Here is a 17,966-nt window from a genome sequence, read left to right on the forward strand (position 1 = left end):
TTAAATAAAATAATTTAAATTAATGATATTAATATTCTTTTTCTAAATCTTTAATTTCCTTTATACCTTGAAACTTTTTAGGAATACGAATTCCAAAATATATTCCATTATTAGATAAATTATTAATATAATATGAAAATATCCCTAAAGCTATAATTGTAATATTCAATCCTAAAACAGAGCCTATATTAGTCAAAATAACACCTCCAGCTTATACCCCAACTATTATAAAATATATAAGCAATACTATTATTAAAGCTATTGGTAAAATTGCTATTATTAATCCAACAGGACTTCCTAAATTAACACTCCACCCAATACCTACTCTTTTCTCTACAAATATACTAGGATCCTTTTTATTAAAATAAAAATTACCTAATATCCAATTCTTATCATCATCTCTGTATATTTCTTCAGCCTCTTTATTAACTTTTAAGTTTTTTCCACCTTGTCCTATTTTATAACTAATAGCAGAAAAAATAATTGTAGTTAACAATATTGCAGGTAAGAAAAAAATATATATAATATTTACACTCCAAGAAAAAATAGTACAAAATTGTGTGAAAGCCATCATTAATGTAATTTCTATAGTAATTATAAATAATAATATAGAATTTATCCTTTTAAATATCTTTCTTTGAGCTTTTATTTCTTCTAAGGTTCCACTATTTATTTCAACTTTTCCATTTATAGCAAATTTATTTATTAGAGCTAAAAATATTATCATTCCTACTTGAAATAAAACTGGAAATAAAACTAAATAGAAAAATCCTTTAAAACCTTCTTTATTTACAAAACTATCTGCTATTCCTTGTGCATTATAATGAATAGGAAATGGGTCGGGAACACTTTTATATTCCATAAGAGTTATTATAACTGTAATTAAAGGAATTACTAATAACAACATAAAGTTTCTAGTTTTAATTACCACATCATCTTCTCTTGCCTTAGGCTTTCTAATGGAAGTATCTACAAGAACTACATTTTTTCCAAGACTTCTCCAACCCTTCTCCTCTTTTAGCTTCATCATTTTTTTCCAATATATAAATACTGGTATATTAGTAGCTATAATTATTACAAAAGTTAATAATAAAAATATTGATATTTTTGATGTAAAAGCAACTAATATATTAACTATAATAATTACTGGCAAAATATAAATAAGATGATTTTTCTTATATTCTTTTTCTAACTTTAATATTTCATCTTCCTTCTCATATTCCTTTGGAACTCTAACCCCAAATATTATTCCATTATTAGAAAACTTATTTACCCAAAATGTTGAAATAAATAAAATAATACTTACGAAAATAGTTGATCCAACTAAAAATATTTTTTCCACTATTTTTCACCTTCTTCTTTATTGAAGTCTAAGAATACCTTATCTATATACTTTTTAATTTCATCCTTCTCTATGCCTCTATTAAAACATTCAGCCATATAATAATATAAATTTTCATTTAAATCTTCTTTAAATTTATCATTTGAATTATTTAAATTTAAAGAAACTACTGCACCTTTTCTTCTATCAATTTTTATATAACCCTCTTCTTTTAATATATTATAAGCCTTATTAACGGTATGCATATTTATTCCTATATCTTCTGCTAAGGCTCTAACAGAAGGTAATTCTTCATCTTTTTCAATTCCTCCTTTAGCAATACCTTCAATAACTTGATTTTTTACTTGCACATATATGGGTATCTCTGAATCAAAATCTATTCTTAATATCATTAAAACACCTCTCTTCTGAATGTAGAATGAAAAATGTAAAATGTAAAATTGATGATGAAACTCCTTTCGGAGTTTCTAAATTTTATATTTTGTAATTTGGAACAAATTACTTCCATAATTCTACATTCTACATTTTTCATTTTTCATTTGGGCTGTAATAACAGCCCACTATAGTTTGTTAAATAGTTTTACAGCAGTAGTATTTAAAATTACTGTAGTAGCTCCTAATATTATTAATTCATAAATTACTGTACCTAATAAAAATAAGTTTATATTTTGTATTTTTCCATAAATAAATATTAATACTGGAATTACTACTATAGCTGCTGAAATTAGCATTTGTATAATTACGCTTGCTCCTTGTTTTACTACAGCTGTTTCTGAAACCCAATTGAATTTAGGAAATAATAAGTTTATTATTATTCCAATTATAGGAACCACCAATGAAAAAATAGTTGATATACCTAAAAGCCAAATAAATTGAATTGCTGATAATTTCAATGAAATCATAAAAATAATATCTGAAATTAATAAAGCTGGCACAATTAAAATTAAATTTAATCCTATCTTTGCTTTAAATATTTCTATTGGCCTTATTGGACTACTCTTTAATATCCATAAATTTTTTCCTTCTAAAGATATAGATGAATTTGTTGTGCAAGATATTACTAAAATTCCACATACAACAACTATAATGAATAAAGGTATAATTTCCTTTACAATTTCTACTTCAAGTATAGTAGCAAGTACTTCTTCTCCCATAAATAAAGTAGCTATGGACATTCCAAGTAATAATATTGGTCCAAGAATTGTATTTATTACATATATTGGTGATGCAAAATATCTTTTTATCTCTTTTTTTAGTAATGCCATTAATTGTGTAGAACTTTTCATTTCTTTTATTTTATAATTAGCTTTTTTATAGCTTTCTTGAAGTCTTGAACTTATACTCTTAAAACTTTTACTAAATACAAGTACAAATATAGAAAAAACTAATACTGATAATATAACAAATAATAATATATCTACAAAATTGTTATTAGCTAAACCTCTTACAGCTAAAATTGCTGGAGGATAAATCTTTAAAATTCCTTCACTTATAGATGCACTATTAGCAACAAAATAACTTATAAGCTCATTTACTTTAAAGGATGATATTAAAATTAAAAATACAACTCCTAAAGTTCCTAATGTAATTATTAAGTTTTTATATTTTAATCGTGATGATATATAACTTATTCCAAAAGCAATTATTGAAGAAAATACTATAGGAATAAGTGGCAAAGCTAAATAAATCAATGCAAGATTTATAAAGAATAAAGGTGATATATTACTATATTTAAAATAAATCATTCCAGATGGTAATAAAACAAATAAAGAAAAGAAATAATTAACTGCAAGCAATTCCACCATTTTAGATATTAAAATATCACTTTTCTTAATTGGCAAACTCATTAACAAATCATAGTCCTTAAAGGAAAATAATATTCCTTGAGCTTTATATATTGAAGTAAATAATATTATTGCTGAACTTATTATAAATCCCATAACTAAAAGCATATCTAATAATCCAAATTGATTTAATCCCTTAGCCATAAGCTCAAAATATAGTACTGCCATAACTAAAAGCATAATCATAGTAAAGCCAATTGTTATAGCTAAAAAAATAGATTTATTTCTTTCTACCTTTGATTTTTCTTTAGTAAATTTATTTATACCAATAGAGGAAATAAAATTAACTTTTAAAAGACTTACTAATTTACTCATTATCTATCAACTCCATAAATATATCTTCTAAGGAACTATTACCCTTTACATCTTCCATCTTACCTTGAGTAACTATAACCCCTTCCTTTATTATAGCTACTTTATCACAAAGCTTTTCTGCAACTTCTAAAACATGAGTTGAGAAAAATATTGATACTCCATTACTGCATAATTTTTTCATCTCTTCCTTTAAAGTATGTGAAGCTTTGGGATCTAAACCAACAAAGGGTTCATCTAATATCATTAGCTTTGGTTTATGAATTAAGGCTGAAATAATAACTAATTTTTGCTTCATTCCATGAGAATATGAAGATATTAAATCTCCTAAAAAACTTGTTATTTCAAACATATTAGCATAATACTTAATTAAATTTTCTCTATCAATCTTTGAAACATTAAAAATATCTGCAATAAAATTTAAATATTGAATTCCAGTTAAGCTTTCATAAATATCTGGATTATCTGGTATATAAGCAATATTACTTTTGCATTTCATAGGATTTTCCTTAATAGACACTTTATCAATTAGTATATCGCCTTCTTCAAATTCTAATATTCCAACTATAGATTTTATAGTAGTAGTTTTTCCTGCTCCATTATGACCAATAAAAGCAAATATCTCTCCATCATTAACTTTAAGAGAAATATTATTTACAGCTTTTTTACCATTTTTATATGCTTTTGAATAATTTATTATTTCTAACATATTAACACCTCTCATTATTATACTTGTTATATTAATAGTATAACAGCTATAATAAAAAATCAATATTTTTTATATTTATTCTTTACACATTATTAATATATGGTAAAATTATATAAGTCGGTATTCTATGAAACCGAACTTTGCAAAAAATTATTTTTTTGCCGAATTATATCCTATATAAGGAATAAGAACGGAGGAGTTAAAATGTTAAACACTAGAGGGGTGGGAAAATCCCATGAAAATGTTAGAAAGATGGTAATAATAGCTATGCTATCAGGGATTTGTTTATTTTTAGGATTAACAGGTCTTGGTTTTATCCCTTTACCACTTTTTAAGTTAACTATTTTACATTTGCCAGTTATAATAGGAGCTATAATAGAAGGACCAATCGTAGGTGGCTCTATAGGCCTAATTTTTGGTTTATTCTCAATTTATCAAAACATAACAGCTCCAACACCAATGTCACCATTTTTTTATAATCCATTAGTATCTGTAGTTCCTAGAGTGCTAATTGGAGTTTTATCTTATTACATTTACAAACTTATAAGAGCTAAGCTAAAAAATGCTAAAATAGCAATTAGTATAACTGCTGTTTGTGGCTCTTTAATAAATACAATTGGTGTACTTGGAACTATTTACTTACTTTACTTTAAAGATTATGCTGAAATACTTATATCTAAAGGATCTATTTCATCAAATTCAGTTGGTGCAGTTACAACAGCTCTATTAACTGTAATAGGTACAAACGGGATTGCAGAAGCAGTCTTATCTGCATTAATCGTAACTCCAATAGTAATTGCAATATTTAAGATGCAAAAGAAAAATCCATAAGATATTTAATAATAAGATTTTATAATCCTAAACTCATAGAGTTTGGGATTTTTCATTTTCTATGAGAAAATATTCTAATTTTTTTATATTTTTTATACTTTGTCCTTTTTTTGATTAACAAGAATCCTCTTCCTACAATGTAATTAATTAAATAGTTTATAAAAAATATTTTTACACAATCTAATAGTACAAAGTTATTAAAAACCTTTGTATGAAAATTAAATTTTGAGGAGGTATTTATTATGACAAGTAGTACAAAACTAGTTCCAGAAGCAAAACAAGGATTATCAAAATTTAAAAATGAAGTAGCTAATGAAATGGGTGTTCCTTTCTCAGATTATAACGGAGATCTTTCTTCAAAACAATGCGGTAGCGTTGGTGGAGAAATGGTTAAGAGAATGGTACAACAATACGAATCAAAACTTAAATAGAAAATATCTTCTATTTGAAAGGTAACTAAATAAATAGTTTCCTATAGATAAAAATTGTACAAATTATTATCTATAAAATTAAGAGCAGTGGTTGAGATAATATTTTTCACATCCACTGCTTCTTATTTATCATTACTTTAATTATTATTACCATTTTTCTTATGCGCAGATAATACTATAAAAAGTATCCCTATAACTCCTAAAGTACTTAATATAACCCAAAAGATTATATTAGAAGTATCTCCAGTATTAACAACTGTATCAGATATACCCTTGACCTCTTCTTTTATAGGTGTAATTGTTTTATATACATTATTGAAATTAGCTGCATCTACTTTATTTGTTTCATTATTCTTATAAAGAACTGAAGTAGCTTCTAAACCCTCTCCATTTTCTTTATTAGTTACATAAACTGTAAGATTATAGGTACTATAATCATAAGTACAATCTACATTATTTCCTTTCTCTTGCCATATTGTATAATTATATACTCCTACTCTTGAAAAAGTTATTTCTGGAAAGTACGCTATATCCTCACCCTCTACAGTCATGCTATAAGTTTCATTTACAGTTCCTTCCGGCATTGTATTATTTATGTTATTTGCTTTTAGATTAACTGTAAATTTCTCTGCTTTAGTAGGTAATGTACCTTCTAGAGAAACCGAAAACTTTATTTTTGTTATTGGTAATTCCACCGCCAGAACAGGCGAAGTAATCATCATAAGATACATAACCAATATGAGCAAGGTTATTGCCATATTCTTTATATTTTTCTTCATCCTCAATATCCTCCTATTCTGCTGGTCTGTGCGGTTCCATCACAGCCAGAATAATCGTTCTTGCATCAGTAAATTCACTTGAACAAGTAGTTAGGGCCAGAATCTGTGTATTCGCTTTTTTAGCTTCTTCAAAGGTATCTTTATGAAGATAAATTGCATTTTTCTCTACAAAATTATGTAGACTACTTATATCTTCATTTCTCTGTGCTATCTCAAATATCATATCTTCTGAGGCAACTTCCAATAGGTAAGCATAAATTTTTAAATCATACCCTCTATCGGGCAAAATCAAAACTCCTGTTCTATTTTCATTAAAAAATTCTTCTTCCTTGTAAAGATCAAGATCCCCAAACATATTATGATTAGCCATATGGTGACCATATAACAAAGTATAGTTATCATGAAAACTTGCATCACAACGAGAATCTTGATATATACTACCTGCTAATGAAAAATCACCATAAACATCAGTGTTTATATAGGTAAGATTAGTCTCCCCATGTACTACAGGGTAATCTATCTTAGTACCATCCATAGTAATCCATGCACAAACATCTGGATTTATTTCTAACAATTTTTTAAAGGAAGCTATTCTATCCTTTGCATTATCCATATTTGGTTTGAATTTAAGCATATCATCTTGTACATTTTTTGCTTCTTCATATATATGGTGGTTATCCCAAAGAGCATAAACTGAATAAGCTCCTGCAGTAGAAAGTAATGATAATACTATTAAAGTTAAAAGGGCATTTGACACCCTGAGAAAGAACTTAGAAAACCTCATGTGCCACACTCCTTAAGCTTTATTAATAAAACTAGGCATTGAAGGACTAAAAGTCCTTCAAACCTATTTGTTAATGTTACTTACTATCTTAGTTATTATTAGCAGTACGTTTCTTCATAAAGAAAACTCCCATACCAACTGCAACACCAGCTAAGATTATAATATAAGGTAAGTTGTCCACAAAGATTCCTGTGTCAACATCTCTTCCCTTATTATTAGTAATAGTAACTGTATCTAAAGCTGAGTCTACTTTTTTATTGTTATCAGACCAATTATAAGTAGCAGCATCATACCCATAGTCATCACCAGTATAATCATCTTCAACTACTGTATAAGTAACATCATATGGAATATTATTAATAGTAATTGTATCACCATGTTTTAATTCTAACTCATTTTCACCTATTGATAATGTTACAGGTTGTGTATATTTACCACCAGTTGCAGTAATATTACTATTAACAGTTTTTCCTGTTGGTGCAGTTAATGTAACCTTAACTTTAAAGTAACGATCTGTTTCACCCATATTACCAGTAACATTTTTAGTAATTGCTAAGTTACCTGCAGAGTATGTGTTAGTTATACTATCAGTCTTTGAACCAGTTTCTGATCCATAGTGATAAGTAACGTATCTAACCTTTTGACCATTTTCTTCAGTAACAGTAACCTTTAAGTAAAGTGGATTTGCATCATAAGTTACACCTGCAGTAGATCCAGCTGTTTCAGTTATCATATAAGTAAAGATACCAACATGTTCATAGGTTGGTAATGCTATAGCAGAAGCAGTAGTGTTTTTATCTCCTGCTAAAGTAGCTTCACCATCTGCAAATTGAATTGAATAATTAGTTTGTGTAAACATTGGCATATCACTTTCTGTGTATTGAGAATCTGTTACTCCAACTTTTGTAATTTGAAAATTAAAGGTTTCAGCAGGGTTATTAACCCCATCATTTACTAGCTTATAAACCTTAGCAGGATTTATACTTGCTACACCTCCATTAGTAATTGTTTTAGTATCTGCAAAGGTCACAGTGCTCACACCTAAAACCATTACTAATGATAGAATTAAAGATAAAAATTTTTTCATAATTTCGTCCTCCTCGAAATTTATTTTATTATTTATGTTACTCCCATATATAGTTAGGGAGAGAAACATACAAGTAAATTTTTAGCTTACAATCCCCTTCTTCTAAGAATTGTAATAACTTTTCCATCAATATCTTTTATAGATATTGGTCCAAAATCACGACTATCTTCAGATTGTGTACGATAGTCTCCTAATACAAATACACAGTTATCAGGTACCCTATAAGGATATTCTAAATTTGAATCTTCCTTCATATAGGTAGGATACATAATTCCACCATCTTGAACTGTGCCATTTACAATTAGCTTTCCGCTTTCATCTATTGTTACTACATCATTTTCACAGGCTACAATACGTCCAAGGTAAGTAGATCCATTGTATTTGTACTCTATAACATCATTTTTTAAATACTTCTTCTGTGCTCTAAATCCGATGATTAAATCACCATCTTTTATTGCTGGAAACATTCCATTTCCATTAGCTTGTTTAATTAAAAAGAATTGTGAAAATAATATATAGCCTACAATTATTAATAAGATAATCCTAATAAAAAGACTACGATATCCAAGTCTAGTGTATAAATCACTTTTTCTATTATTAATAACTTCCTCTATGCTTGTCTCTTTTTTTCTCTTTCCCATTACTAGCTTTCCTCCACAGAGGTATTTACTTCATTAGAAATAATACTTTTCCTATGCAAAATACCATGTTCTTCAAGAAGAGCATCATATCTTTCTCTTTCTGCAACAAGAGCCATAGTGTACATATTATTTAATTCAGTAATTTTCTTCCATACATCTTCTTCACTTACTCCACCTAAGAGTTTCTTCTTAAAATGTAATTTTTTTAGCCATCCAATAATAATTTCTTGTTCGAAATTTAGTAGTTCTATTTCCGGATTATCAGTGAATTTAGTTTTCTTTTCCATCTGTCATCCTCCTTAAATGTCATTTTTCCTCTTTCCCTTGTTAATGAAGAATATTCCGCCACCAACAATTACAACTACTAAAATCCCTATATAAGGTAAGGAATCTAATAAAATCCCAGTATCTATTAGTACATTTTTTGTATTAGTTACAACTATATTTAAATCTTTTGCTCCATAAGGTTCTAATTCAATAGTGCAAACGCCATCTACTACAGTCTGCTCTACACCATTTACATCAACTTTAACTTTATAGCCTTCTGAATTCAATTCAGATAATTTAAGTGTTCCATTACTTGGAATATTTGAAATATATTTCACCCCATTATGTGCCAAATCAAATGTTCCAAAATCCTCTTCACCAACTTTTATATTAAATGTAAATGCTTTGGTAGTATCCCCCATATTACCTGCCACTTTTTTTACAATAGACACTGCCCTAATAACTGTTACGTCAGCTGAATCCTCATCTGGAACAATATATTTATTTTCCATAATAGCTGTATTAGTGATTTTTCCAGGTACTGCGTTGTCACTAACGATAGCAGTAATTGTATAAGTTATTGATGATCCCTCAGCCCCTTTTTTTGCTAAAGTAACATTTTCTGCTATAGTAATAGTCCCTGTTTTGTTAGAATCAGTAGTTTCTTTACCATCTATCTTAGTTACGACTAGGCCATCAGGAACTCTATCTGTAACCTTTATTTCATTAAGGGGAGCTTCACTATTATTTTTAATAGTAACTTTATATATTATTTCATCCCCTATTTTTACTTCTGGATTATCTACAATCACTCCATCTTTAACAACATCTTTCTCTATTGAATATTCAAACTTAATTTTTATAGTCGCCCCTGGCAAATCCCAACCTGTGTTATACTCTCCACTAGTTGTTGTATCAATAGCAAAGTGAAATATTTCTGTAATATTTTCAATTTTTCCTATCTCAATAATCATAAGTCCTAAATTACTTTCTAATGTTTGTATTTCATTATTTGGTAAATTAATAACTATTGAAGCATCTGATGAATTATCTGCTAAAATCACATTATAATTTGGACTAATTACTTCTTTGTCACCAATCTTTACTTTAACTATATCTTTCCAATTATTATTTTTTTGAAAACCAAGGACAATATGTGCATTTCCATTGGCATCTACATAAATTCCTTTCGCAATATAATGTTCATTAGTACTAGTAGCTTCCATTTCAATTTCATAGAAATATTCAGCATTAACATTTACTGAATTATTAGCATATAATTGAATTCCATCATCACTTAAAGTAGCTACTGGAAAAGTGTCAGCAGTATTAAATTCTGAATTGCTATTATCAGAAGTATTATTATTTATATTTTCATTATCAACTGTTCTAGTTTTTAGATTTTCATCATCAGTAGCCTTAAAATCCAAATTATTACTATCAGTTATATTATTCTTCAGATTCTCTTTATCATCAGTAAGGGAAGCTAAATTTTCTTTATTAGCAGATTCTTTTTCCAGATTTTCTACGGAAACAGTTTTATCATCTAGATTATCTGCTCTTACAGAAGTTCCACTTCCAGGTAATACTATGCTACTTAGTATCAGGGCCACTATAAGTAATCCTGATAACCATCTTGTAGTATATTTCTTTTTCTTCATACCACATCTCGTATTCATAAATTATACCCTCCTAACCTTTTGTGTCCTTTCTATGCGAAAATAATTATCGCAATATTCCGAATTATCTAAATATAAAATGTACACATTAACCACCATTTCTACGTAGTAAAGTTTTATAAAATAATGCCCATATGGATATAATATGTACATTCATAGTAGGTTTATAGAGATAATTCTTATTATGTAGTGATTTAATATCAACTTATAAACACTAAACTGACAATATTTTTCATTAAATTATATCACTGTATTTATTGAATTATACCACCATTTTTACTAAATTATACCACCATATAATTTAATATTATTTTTTAATCCATTTTATTACTATTTTTGTACATTTTATAACTTTAATCATTTTTTTGTATTTATATAAATAAAATAAGCCTAGAGGTGATTATATTTCTAAATCTCCTCTAGGCTTATACTTTACAAAAGTACCACTTATACAATAGGTTCTATTACTGAACTTCTATCACTTATTACTTTTGATAAATATCTATATATTTAATTAATTTCAAATTACAATATCCAAAACTTATGAATAAAAAAGATCTACTCTTAGGCAAAAGTTACTCCTGATGGATGTACTAATTTAGCCCTTATTGAACAATATGTAGAGCTTCCTGGAGATGTTGTATTTACTGTTGAAATGAGTATCAGAACTACAATGATGGCTGCATATGGTTTATTGAAATTACACAGATTATTTATAGAGTGTAAGCTTTTTATAACTACTTCAGTTAGTAAAAAATCCATACAAAAAGATGCTCATTTACATCTATCTTGTATGGATAATCTTGGAGCGAAAGACGGGACTCGAACCCGCAACATTCACCTTGGCAAGGTGACGCTCTACCATTGAGCCACTTCCGCATAGAATTTACATTTATATAATATAATATCATATAAAATTGGTCAATACTATTTTTAAAATTTATAAAAATGTGGTGGCTTACCCGGGAATCGAACCCGGTACACCTTGATTAAAAGTCAAGTGCTCTACCGAATGAGCTAGTAAACCATAATGGTGCGTGTTAAGAGATTCGAACTCCTGGCCCACGCCTTAGAAGGGCGTTGCTCTATCCAGCTGAGCTAAACACGCATCTTTTCCACGAAAAATATAATAACTTATATTGTCGTATATTGTCAACAGTTTTTTTATTTAAATTAAATTTTTTCAAAAAACATAGTCTAAATTATATTATTATATTAAAATTAAACCTTACTAGCCATAAATATCAAATTGCATACCTGCTATATAATTTTTTATTGCTATTATAACATCTTTTCACACTACAGTAATTATTAAGTTTTCATAGATGTAGTTTTGAATTGGCAATATATAGAGAGAATTTCGAAATTATGTTATTATAAATGTAGTAGGTAAATAGAAATTTATGGAGGAAATATATAATGATAAGACACGTATGTATGTTTACATTAAAAGATGATAACAAAGAAAAAAATATCGCTGATTTTTTTGAAAAAATAGAAAAGCTAAGAGACTTAGATACAATAAAAAATTTAACGTAGTTAGAAATGTAGAAAATACACCAGATACTAATTACGATGTAGCTTTAATTTTCGATTTTGATAGTGTAGAAACCTTAGATCAATACCAAACATGTCCAGAACACTTAGAATTCGCAAAATTTTTAGCTACTATCAAAGTAGATAGAGCTTGCATTGATTACGAAATCTAAACTACATAAAAACAGAAAAGGTCAAGCATATGCTCGACCTTCACTATTACTTCTTACTTCTTACTTAATTATTATTTCATCTTCTTCTGCATCAACTACAACATTTGATCCATATCCAATTTCACCTTTGATTATCTTTCTAGCTAAAGTATTTTCTAAAGTATTTTGAATATATCTCTTTAGAGGTCTTGCACCATATACTGGGTCATAGCCTTCCCTAGCCATAATTGTTTTTGCTGCATCAGTTACTTCAATAGTTATATTTCTATCCTTTAACCTTCCTGATATTTCTCTTAAGAAAATATCTATTATCTTCTTAATTCCATTTTCAGATAATGGCTTAAACATAATTATATCATCTACTCTGTTTAGGAATTCTGGTTTAAATCTTAGCTTCATTTCATTCATAACTTGATTTCTAATTCCTTCATCTACAGTATCTTCACTCTTATTTTCTAAAAGATAACTGCTACCAATATTAGAAGTCATAATTATAATTGTATTTTTAAAATCTACAGTTTTTCCTTTATTATCAGTTAATCTACCATCATCTAATATTTGTAAGAATATATTAAATACATCCTCATGAGCCTTTTCAATTTCATCAAATAATATTACGCTATAAGGTCTTCTTCTTACAGCTTCAGTAAGTTGACCACCTTCATCATAACCTACATATCCTGGAGGCGCTCCAACTAATCTAGAAACTGAATGTTTCTCCATATATTCAGACATATCTATTCTTATTATATTTTCTTCTGAATCAAATAAATTTCTAGCTAAAGTCTTAGCAAGTTCTGTCTTACCAACTCCAGTTGGACCAAGGAATATAAAGGAACCTATTGGTTTATTAACATCCTTTAATCCTGCTCTTGCTCTAAGTATAGCATTTGAAACAGCAGTAATAGCCTCTTCTTGGCCAATAACTCTCTTTTGAATTTCACTTTCTAGTCTTAGAAGCTTTTCTCTTTCACCTTCTAAAAGGTTGCTTACAGGTATTCCTGTCCATTTAGAAAGAACCTCTGATACTTCTTCTTCAGTTACTTCTTCTTTTAATAGTGCTCCTTCATAATTCTCTTTAACTTCAACTTCTTTTTGTTTAATTTCTTCTTCTAGTGCTGGTATTACACTATATTGAATTTCTGCTGCCTTATTATAATTATAGCTTCTTTGAGCTGCTTCTAATTCTCCTCTAGCATCATCTAATTTAGATTTTAGATCTTTTAAGTTAACTATTGCATCTTTTTCTCTTTCAAATTTTGCAGTCATTTCATCATTTTGAGCCTTAAGTTCTGCAATATCTTTTTCTAAGGCTTCTAATTTCTTCTTAGAGCCTTCATCTTTTTCCTTTAATAAAGCTTCTTTTTCAATTTCTAATTGGAACTGTTTCCTTCTAATATGATCAAGTTCAGTTGGAAGAGAATCTATTTCAGTTCTTATCATAGCACCAGCTTCATCAATTAAATCTATTGCCTTATCTGGTAAAAATCTATCTTGAATATATCTATCCGATAATTTTGCTGCTGCAACTAAAGCTGAATCATGAATTCTTATACCATGATGTATTTCAAATCTTTCTTTTAAGCCTCTAAGAATTGATATAGTATCTTCCACTGTTGGTTCTTCTACTATAACAGGTTGGAACCTTCTTTCTAGTGCCTTATCCTTTTCAATATATTGTCTATATTCATCAAAGGTTGTAGCTCCAATACAATGTAATTCACCTCTTGCAAGTAAAGGCTTAATTAAATTACCTGCATCCATAGCTCCATCAGTTTTACCCGCTCCAACTATAGTATGAATTTCATCTATAAATAATATTATTTTACCTTCACTGCTTTGTACTTCCTTTAAAACAGCCTTTAATCTTTCTTCAAATTCACCTCTATATTTTGCTCCAGCAATTAAGGCACCCATATCTAAAGAAAATATAACTTTATCCTTTAAACCTTCTGGTACATCTCCTCTAATAATTCTTTCTGCTAAACCTTCTACTATAGCAGTTTTACCAACACCAGGTTCACCAATTAATACAGGATTGTTTTTTGTTCTTCTTGATAAAATTCTAATAGTTCTTCTTATTTCTTCATCTCTACCAATTACAGGATCTAATTTATGCTTTTTAGCCAGGTCTGTTAAGTTAGTACCATACTTTCCTAAAGCATCATAAGTTCCTTCCGGATCTTGAGTTTCTACTCTTTGATTTCCTCTTACTTCCTTTAGGACTTCCATAAATGTTTTTTTATTAATATTATACTTATCTAATATTCTCTTAACTTCTCCATTTTTATCTACTTCAATTATTGCAAGCATTACATGTTCAACACTAATATACAAATCTTCAAATTTCTTAGCTATATCTTCTGCCTTAACTAATACTTCTTCTATTTGCCTAGTTGCATATACCCCAGAAGAGTTTGCACCTTCTCCTAAGACTTTTGGCATATTTCCTAAAACTCTATTTAAATCATCATCTATTGATTTTACATTAGCTCCCATTTTAGTAAATATATTAGGTATCAACCCATCTTCTTGTTCTACCAATGCTGTAAATAAATGTATTAATTCTACTTGTTGGTGATTATATTTAACTGCAATCATACTAGCATTATTTAATGCCTCTTGAACCCTTAAAGTCATTTTATCGATATTCATGTGCTTCACTCCTTTATACATATTTATTATAATCTATATTTAATATAATAATACAAAAGTCAAAGAAAGTCAAAGTATATTTTAAAATTTTTAAACTTTTCTATTTTAGTATAAATAGGATATAATTAGATTATTATATTAAAATGAGGTGATTTTTATACGAAGAGAATATATAGTTTACCAAGCAGATTCACCTATAAAAATAACATATGCTAACATAAAGGAATATCCAATTCACTGGCATAATTCTATAGAGATACTTTATGTTTTAAGAGGAAGCATAAATGTTAATGTAGATACAGATTCCTTTGAATTATTAGAAAAGGAAATGGAGATAATAAATGTTGATGAATCACATAGAATTTATAGTGATAAAGATAATAGAGTATTAATTTTTCACATAGATCCCTCCTTCTTTGAAAAGTATTATAAAGATATAAACAATGTTTTCTTTTATACAAATTCAACTGATGATGGTGCTCAAGAAGGTGAAGAATACGATTTACTTAGAAATTTCTTAGCTAAGCTTTTATGTGAGGCGGTACAGAAATTAGATGATTATGATAAAGAAGTAGAATCAATATTAATAGATTTACTTTATCATCTTATAAATAACTTTCATTATTTAACTTATGAAAGAGAAGAATTAAAATCTAATACTGAGCAATTAGCAAGATATCATAGAATTTCAAAATATATATTCAACAATTATGATAGTAATATTACATTACAAGAAATTGCTAAGAAAGAATTTTTAAGTCCACATTACTTATCTCATGAAATAAAAAATGCAACAGGAAATAGCTTTACTGATTTAGTTAATCAAACAAGAGTTGAAGAATCTGTTAAGCTTTTATTAGATAGTGATTTAAGTATTTCTGATATTTCAGATGAAGTTGGTTTTTCACATGTAAGATACTTAAATAAAAATTTTAAGAATTACTACGATTGTACTCCTCTTCAATATAGAAAGAAAAATAAATTGACAGAAGAAGAATATGAACAAAGTAAAAAGATTGAAATTTTAAAGCTAGAAGATGCTTTAGAATATCTATCTTCAGAATTAGATGATTATGAAAGATTTAATTACGAAAACAAGCTATGGAAAGTTCATATAAATATGGATGAGAGTCAAGGTGAGCTTAATAAAGATTTTAGAGAAATAATAAATTTAGATGATGCCTTTGATTTACTTCTAGAAGATAATAAAGATATCTTAGAAGAAATTCAAGATGAACTTCACTTTAAATATGTTAGATTAGAAAATATGTTTAATAATGATATGGGAGTTTTCCCTAAAGCTGATTTCTACAACTGGAATAAAGCTAAGAGCATTATAGAATTTTTGGATTATATTGATTTAAAGCCTCTTATTTTAATAGATAATCCTAATTTTTCACTTGAAAAATATAAGCATATACTAACTAGCTTTTTCGAATATTTTTCAGAAATAGATTATATTGATATAACTGAATTTAAATTTCAATTTAAATCTATAATAGATAGAGAATTAAAAAGTCTTTTATTAAAATATCTAATTGACGAATATAACGTAGATGTTATTGAAGAAGATTTTATTTGTAATAAAAGCTTAAATAAAATTTACGATACAGCCTTTATGCTACCATTTATTATTCATAATACAATCTTTAATAAAAATTCCTTAAGCTTTTTAAGAGCTTTTGACGTTTTAGAAAAAGAAGTAAGCTTAACAAATGAAGTCTTTATAGGTGCTCCCGGCTTAGTAAATGATATGGGAATTAGAAAGCCTTCTTATTATGCTTACTACTTACTAAGTAAATTAGGTGATGAAATTGTTACTATAGATAATGGATTAATAGTAACTAAAAAAGATGATGAGTATTGTATCTTATTATATTCTTATACAGATGAACTAGAAGAATTACAAAGCTTTGAAAATATCTTTACTAAACGTGGTAAAAGAAAAATTTATAAAAAGAAAACATCTTTAAATATTGAAAACATAAAAAAATCTTCTAGGATAATAACTTACGAAATAAGTGAAAGAATTGGTTCTTCTTATAACTATTGGTTATCTATGGGATCTCCAGATAGATTAAATAAAGAAGAAAAAGAAATTTTACACAGAGCTTCTTTCCCTAAAATAGAATTTAGCTATTCAAAGAAAAATACAATTTTAAATATAATAACAGAGCTACAGGGATATGATGCTAAGCTTATTGTAATTAAAAATTTAAAATAGATAAATTAATAAAATAAAGTACAAAGAAACTAAAATTTTATATTTCTTTGTACTTTTTTAATATATTGGAAATTTTGTTAATAACTTAAATGTACATAAAACTAAACATTTAAGTCAATGCATTCTAATAAAATTCTAAGTATAATTTAAACATAAGTAATTGATTTAAAAGTATTAGAAAGGGTTGATTTTAATGAGAGGGCTATTTTTTGTACCTAGCATATTCTCAAAATATTCATTATTAAATATAATATCTTCATTTTTACATCCAATAAGAAAGTAATTATATAATATTTATTAAGGTAGTTATAAAATATTTGTAAGCATATTAATACAAATATTTTTATAATTGAATAAGCTATATCATTAGCAGGTAAAAATTTTGATAGAAATATCACTTTTACTGTATAAAAAAGATAATGCAAAGGCAACTAGTATCTCTACTAGTTGCCAATTTATTATTTATTAATTTAAGTTATCAACTGTTCCATTTTCTAAAATATATGCAGGAGTATTATCATTTAATTTATATGATATTACTAATTTCTTCTTAGAAATATCTTCTGCGGTTTTTGCAGATTTATCATAATTATTTATATAAATTGTATACTTTCCTACTAAATCTTCAGGAACATAATCTTTAATCTTAGCTACTATAGAGTTCTCAACTTG

Annotated in this window: 17 protein-coding genes, 3 tRNA genes and 1 pseudogene; 5 read left to right on the forward strand and 16 right to left on the reverse strand. The window is 27.4% G+C overall.

The window, feature by feature from the left end:
- Nucleotides 1–28: 28 nt before the first annotated feature.
- From ACQRD5_RS14205 to ACQRD5_RS14225, 5 genes are all read right to left on the reverse strand, one after another.
- Nucleotides 29–196 (reverse strand): hypothetical protein, encoded by a 168-nt coding sequence (locus ACQRD5_RS14205; RefSeq protein WP_291630285.1) that lies wholly within the window; start codon nt 194–196, stop codon nt 29–31.
- 15 nt (nt 197–211) lie between these two features.
- On the reverse strand, nt 212–1,342 hold the full coding sequence (locus ACQRD5_RS14210; protein WP_291630283.1) for a DUF5808 domain-containing protein: 1,131 nt from the start codon (nt 1,340–1,342) through the stop codon (nt 212–214).
- Nucleotides 1,342–1,734, reverse strand: coding sequence for a GntR family transcriptional regulator (locus tag ACQRD5_RS14215; protein ID WP_291630281.1), 393 nt, complete (start codon nt 1,732–1,734; stop codon nt 1,342–1,344). Before ACQRD5_RS14215 ends, ACQRD5_RS14210 begins: the two co-directional genes overlap by 1 nt.
- Before the next feature lie 168 nt (nt 1,735–1,902).
- Complete coding sequence (locus ACQRD5_RS14220; protein WP_427746974.1) at nt 1,903–3,501, reverse strand: putative ABC transporter permease subunit; 1,599 nt, start codon at nt 3,499–3,501, stop codon at nt 1,903–1,905.
- Nucleotides 3,494–4,207 (reverse strand): ABC transporter ATP-binding protein, encoded by a 714-nt coding sequence (locus ACQRD5_RS14225; protein ID WP_291630277.1) that lies wholly within the window; start codon nt 4,205–4,207, stop codon nt 3,494–3,496. The genes ACQRD5_RS14220 and ACQRD5_RS14225 overlap by 8 nt, the downstream gene beginning before the upstream one ends.
- 204 nt (nt 4,208–4,411) lie before the next feature.
- Here ACQRD5_RS14225 and ACQRD5_RS14230 point away from each other — a divergent pair, with 204 nt between their 5' ends.
- Together ACQRD5_RS14230 and ACQRD5_RS14235 are read left to right on the forward strand one after the other, a co-directional pair.
- Nucleotides 4,412–5,038 (forward strand): ECF transporter S component, encoded by a 627-nt coding sequence (locus tag ACQRD5_RS14230; protein ID WP_291630275.1) that lies wholly within the window; start codon nt 4,412–4,414, stop codon nt 5,036–5,038.
- A gap of 242 nt (nt 5,039–5,280) precedes the next feature.
- Complete coding sequence (locus ACQRD5_RS14235) at nt 5,281–5,469, forward strand: alpha/beta-type small acid-soluble spore protein (RefSeq protein WP_291630273.1); 189 nt, start codon at nt 5,281–5,283, stop codon at nt 5,467–5,469.
- Between the two features lie 137 nt (nt 5,470–5,606).
- Here the strand turns inward: ACQRD5_RS14235 and ACQRD5_RS14240 are convergent, their stop codons facing one another.
- The 9 genes from ACQRD5_RS14240 to ACQRD5_RS14280 form a co-directional block, all read right to left on the reverse strand.
- On the reverse strand, nt 5,607–6,248 hold the full coding sequence (locus ACQRD5_RS14240) for a Spy0128 family protein (RefSeq protein ID WP_427746975.1): 642 nt from the start codon (nt 6,246–6,248) through the stop codon (nt 5,607–5,609).
- Between the two features lie 13 nt (nt 6,249–6,261).
- Nucleotides 6,262–7,032, reverse strand: coding sequence for a class B sortase (srtB, locus tag ACQRD5_RS14245; RefSeq protein ID WP_291630270.1), 771 nt, complete (start codon nt 7,030–7,032; stop codon nt 6,262–6,264).
- Between the two features lie 88 nt (nt 7,033–7,120).
- The gene (locus tag ACQRD5_RS14250) at nt 7,121–8,119 is read right to left on the reverse strand and encodes a DUF7601 domain-containing protein (protein ID WP_427746976.1); all 999 of its coding nucleotides are present in this window, start codon (nt 8,117–8,119) and stop codon (nt 7,121–7,123) included.
- 86 nt (nt 8,120–8,205) lie between these two features.
- Nucleotides 8,206–8,760, reverse strand: coding sequence for a signal peptidase I (gene lepB / locus ACQRD5_RS14255; protein ID WP_291630267.1), 555 nt, complete (start codon nt 8,758–8,760; stop codon nt 8,206–8,208).
- Nucleotides 8,761–8,762: 2 nt separating this feature from the next.
- Complete coding sequence (locus ACQRD5_RS14260) at nt 8,763–9,047, reverse strand: hypothetical protein (RefSeq protein WP_320900814.1); 285 nt, start codon at nt 9,045–9,047, stop codon at nt 8,763–8,765.
- Between the two features lie 12 nt (nt 9,048–9,059).
- Complete coding sequence (locus ACQRD5_RS14265; protein WP_427746977.1) at nt 9,060–10,706, reverse strand: hypothetical protein; 1,647 nt, start codon at nt 10,704–10,706, stop codon at nt 9,060–9,062.
- Nucleotides 10,707–11,510: 804 nt separating this feature from the next.
- A tRNA-Gly gene (locus ACQRD5_RS14270) sits at nt 11,511–11,585 on the reverse strand.
- A gap of 72 nt (nt 11,586–11,657) precedes the next feature.
- Nucleotides 11,658–11,733 (reverse strand) — tRNA-Lys (locus ACQRD5_RS14275).
- A gap of 4 nt (nt 11,734–11,737) precedes the next feature.
- Nucleotides 11,738–11,814 (reverse strand) — tRNA-Arg (locus ACQRD5_RS14280).
- Nucleotides 11,815–12,125: 311 nt separating this feature from the next.
- On the opposite strand from ACQRD5_RS14280, the gene ACQRD5_RS14285 reads away from it, so the two are divergent.
- Together ACQRD5_RS14285 and ACQRD5_RS14290 are read left to right on the forward strand one after the other, a co-directional pair.
- Nucleotides 12,126–12,245, forward strand: coding sequence for a Dabb family protein (locus ACQRD5_RS14285; RefSeq protein WP_336624139.1), 120 nt, complete (start codon nt 12,126–12,128; stop codon nt 12,243–12,245).
- A gap of 32 nt (nt 12,246–12,277) precedes the next feature.
- A pseudogene (locus tag ACQRD5_RS14290) lies at nt 12,278–12,415 on the forward strand (Dabb family protein); the annotation flags it as partial.
- A 60-nt stretch (nt 12,416–12,475) separates the two neighbouring features.
- Here ACQRD5_RS14290 and clpB read toward each other — a convergent pair.
- On the reverse strand, nt 12,476–15,070 hold the full coding sequence (clpB, locus tag ACQRD5_RS14295) for an ATP-dependent chaperone ClpB (protein WP_320900818.1): 2,595 nt from the start codon (nt 15,068–15,070) through the stop codon (nt 12,476–12,478).
- A gap of 157 nt (nt 15,071–15,227) precedes the next feature.
- Here clpB and ACQRD5_RS14300 point away from each other — a divergent pair, with 157 nt between their 5' ends.
- The gene (locus tag ACQRD5_RS14300) at nt 15,228–17,294 is read left to right on the forward strand and encodes a helix-turn-helix domain-containing protein (protein ID WP_291630289.1); all 2,067 of its coding nucleotides are present in this window, start codon (nt 15,228–15,230) and stop codon (nt 17,292–17,294) included.
- A 465-nt stretch (nt 17,295–17,759) separates the two neighbouring features.
- Here ACQRD5_RS14300 and ACQRD5_RS14305 read toward each other — a convergent pair.
- A partial coding sequence (locus ACQRD5_RS14305; protein ID WP_427746978.1) for a hypothetical protein occupies nt 17,760–17,966 on the reverse strand: 207 nt, incomplete at its 5' end.

Source organism: Clostridium sp. SGI.024 (assembly GCF_050315195.1).
Lineage (GTDB): Bacteria > Bacillota > Clostridia > Clostridiales > Clostridiaceae > Clostridium.

Excerpts from the sequence above, each read along its gene's own strand:
- ACQRD5_RS14285 (WP_336624139.1), top strand. The coding sequence starts at position 12,126 with ATGATAAGACACGTATGTATGTTTACATTAAAAGATGATAACAAAGAA.
- ACQRD5_RS14215 (WP_291630281.1), bottom strand. The coding sequence starts at position 1,734 with ATGATATTAAGAATAGATTTTGATTCAGAGATACCCATATATGTGCAA.
- ACQRD5_RS14230 (WP_291630275.1), top strand. The coding sequence starts at position 4,412 with ATGTTAAACACTAGAGGGGTGGGAAAATCCCATGAAAATGTTAGAAAG.
- ACQRD5_RS14220 (WP_427746974.1), bottom strand. The coding sequence starts at position 3,501 with ATGAGTAAATTAGTAAGTCTTTTAAAAGTTAATTTTATTTCCTCTATT.
- ACQRD5_RS14225 (WP_291630277.1), bottom strand. The coding sequence starts at position 4,207 with ATGTTAGAAATAATAAATTATTCAAAAGCATATAAAAATGGTAAAAAA.
- ACQRD5_RS14240 (WP_427746975.1), bottom strand. The coding sequence starts at position 6,248 with ATGAAGAAAAATATAAAGAATATGGCAATAACCTTGCTCATATTGGTT.
- lepB (WP_291630267.1), bottom strand. The coding sequence starts at position 8,760 with ATGGGAAAGAGAAAAAAAGAGACAAGCATAGAGGAAGTTATTAATAAT.
- ACQRD5_RS14250 (WP_427746976.1), bottom strand. The coding sequence starts at position 8,119 with ATGAAAAAATTTTTATCTTTAATTCTATCATTAGTAATGGTTTTAGGT.
- ACQRD5_RS14260 (WP_320900814.1), bottom strand. The coding sequence starts at position 9,047 with ATGGAAAAGAAAACTAAATTCACTGATAATCCGGAAATAGAACTACTA.
- clpB (WP_320900818.1), bottom strand. The coding sequence starts at position 15,070 with ATGAATATCGATAAAATGACTTTAAGGGTTCAAGAGGCATTAAATAAT.
- ACQRD5_RS14235 (WP_291630273.1), top strand. The coding sequence starts at position 5,281 with ATGACAAGTAGTACAAAACTAGTTCCAGAAGCAAAACAAGGATTATCA.
- srtB (WP_291630270.1), bottom strand. The coding sequence starts at position 7,032 with ATGAGGTTTTCTAAGTTCTTTCTCAGGGTGTCAAATGCCCTTTTAACT.
- ACQRD5_RS14265 (WP_427746977.1), bottom strand. The coding sequence starts at position 10,706 with ATGAATACGAGATGTGGTATGAAGAAAAAGAAATATACTACAAGATGG.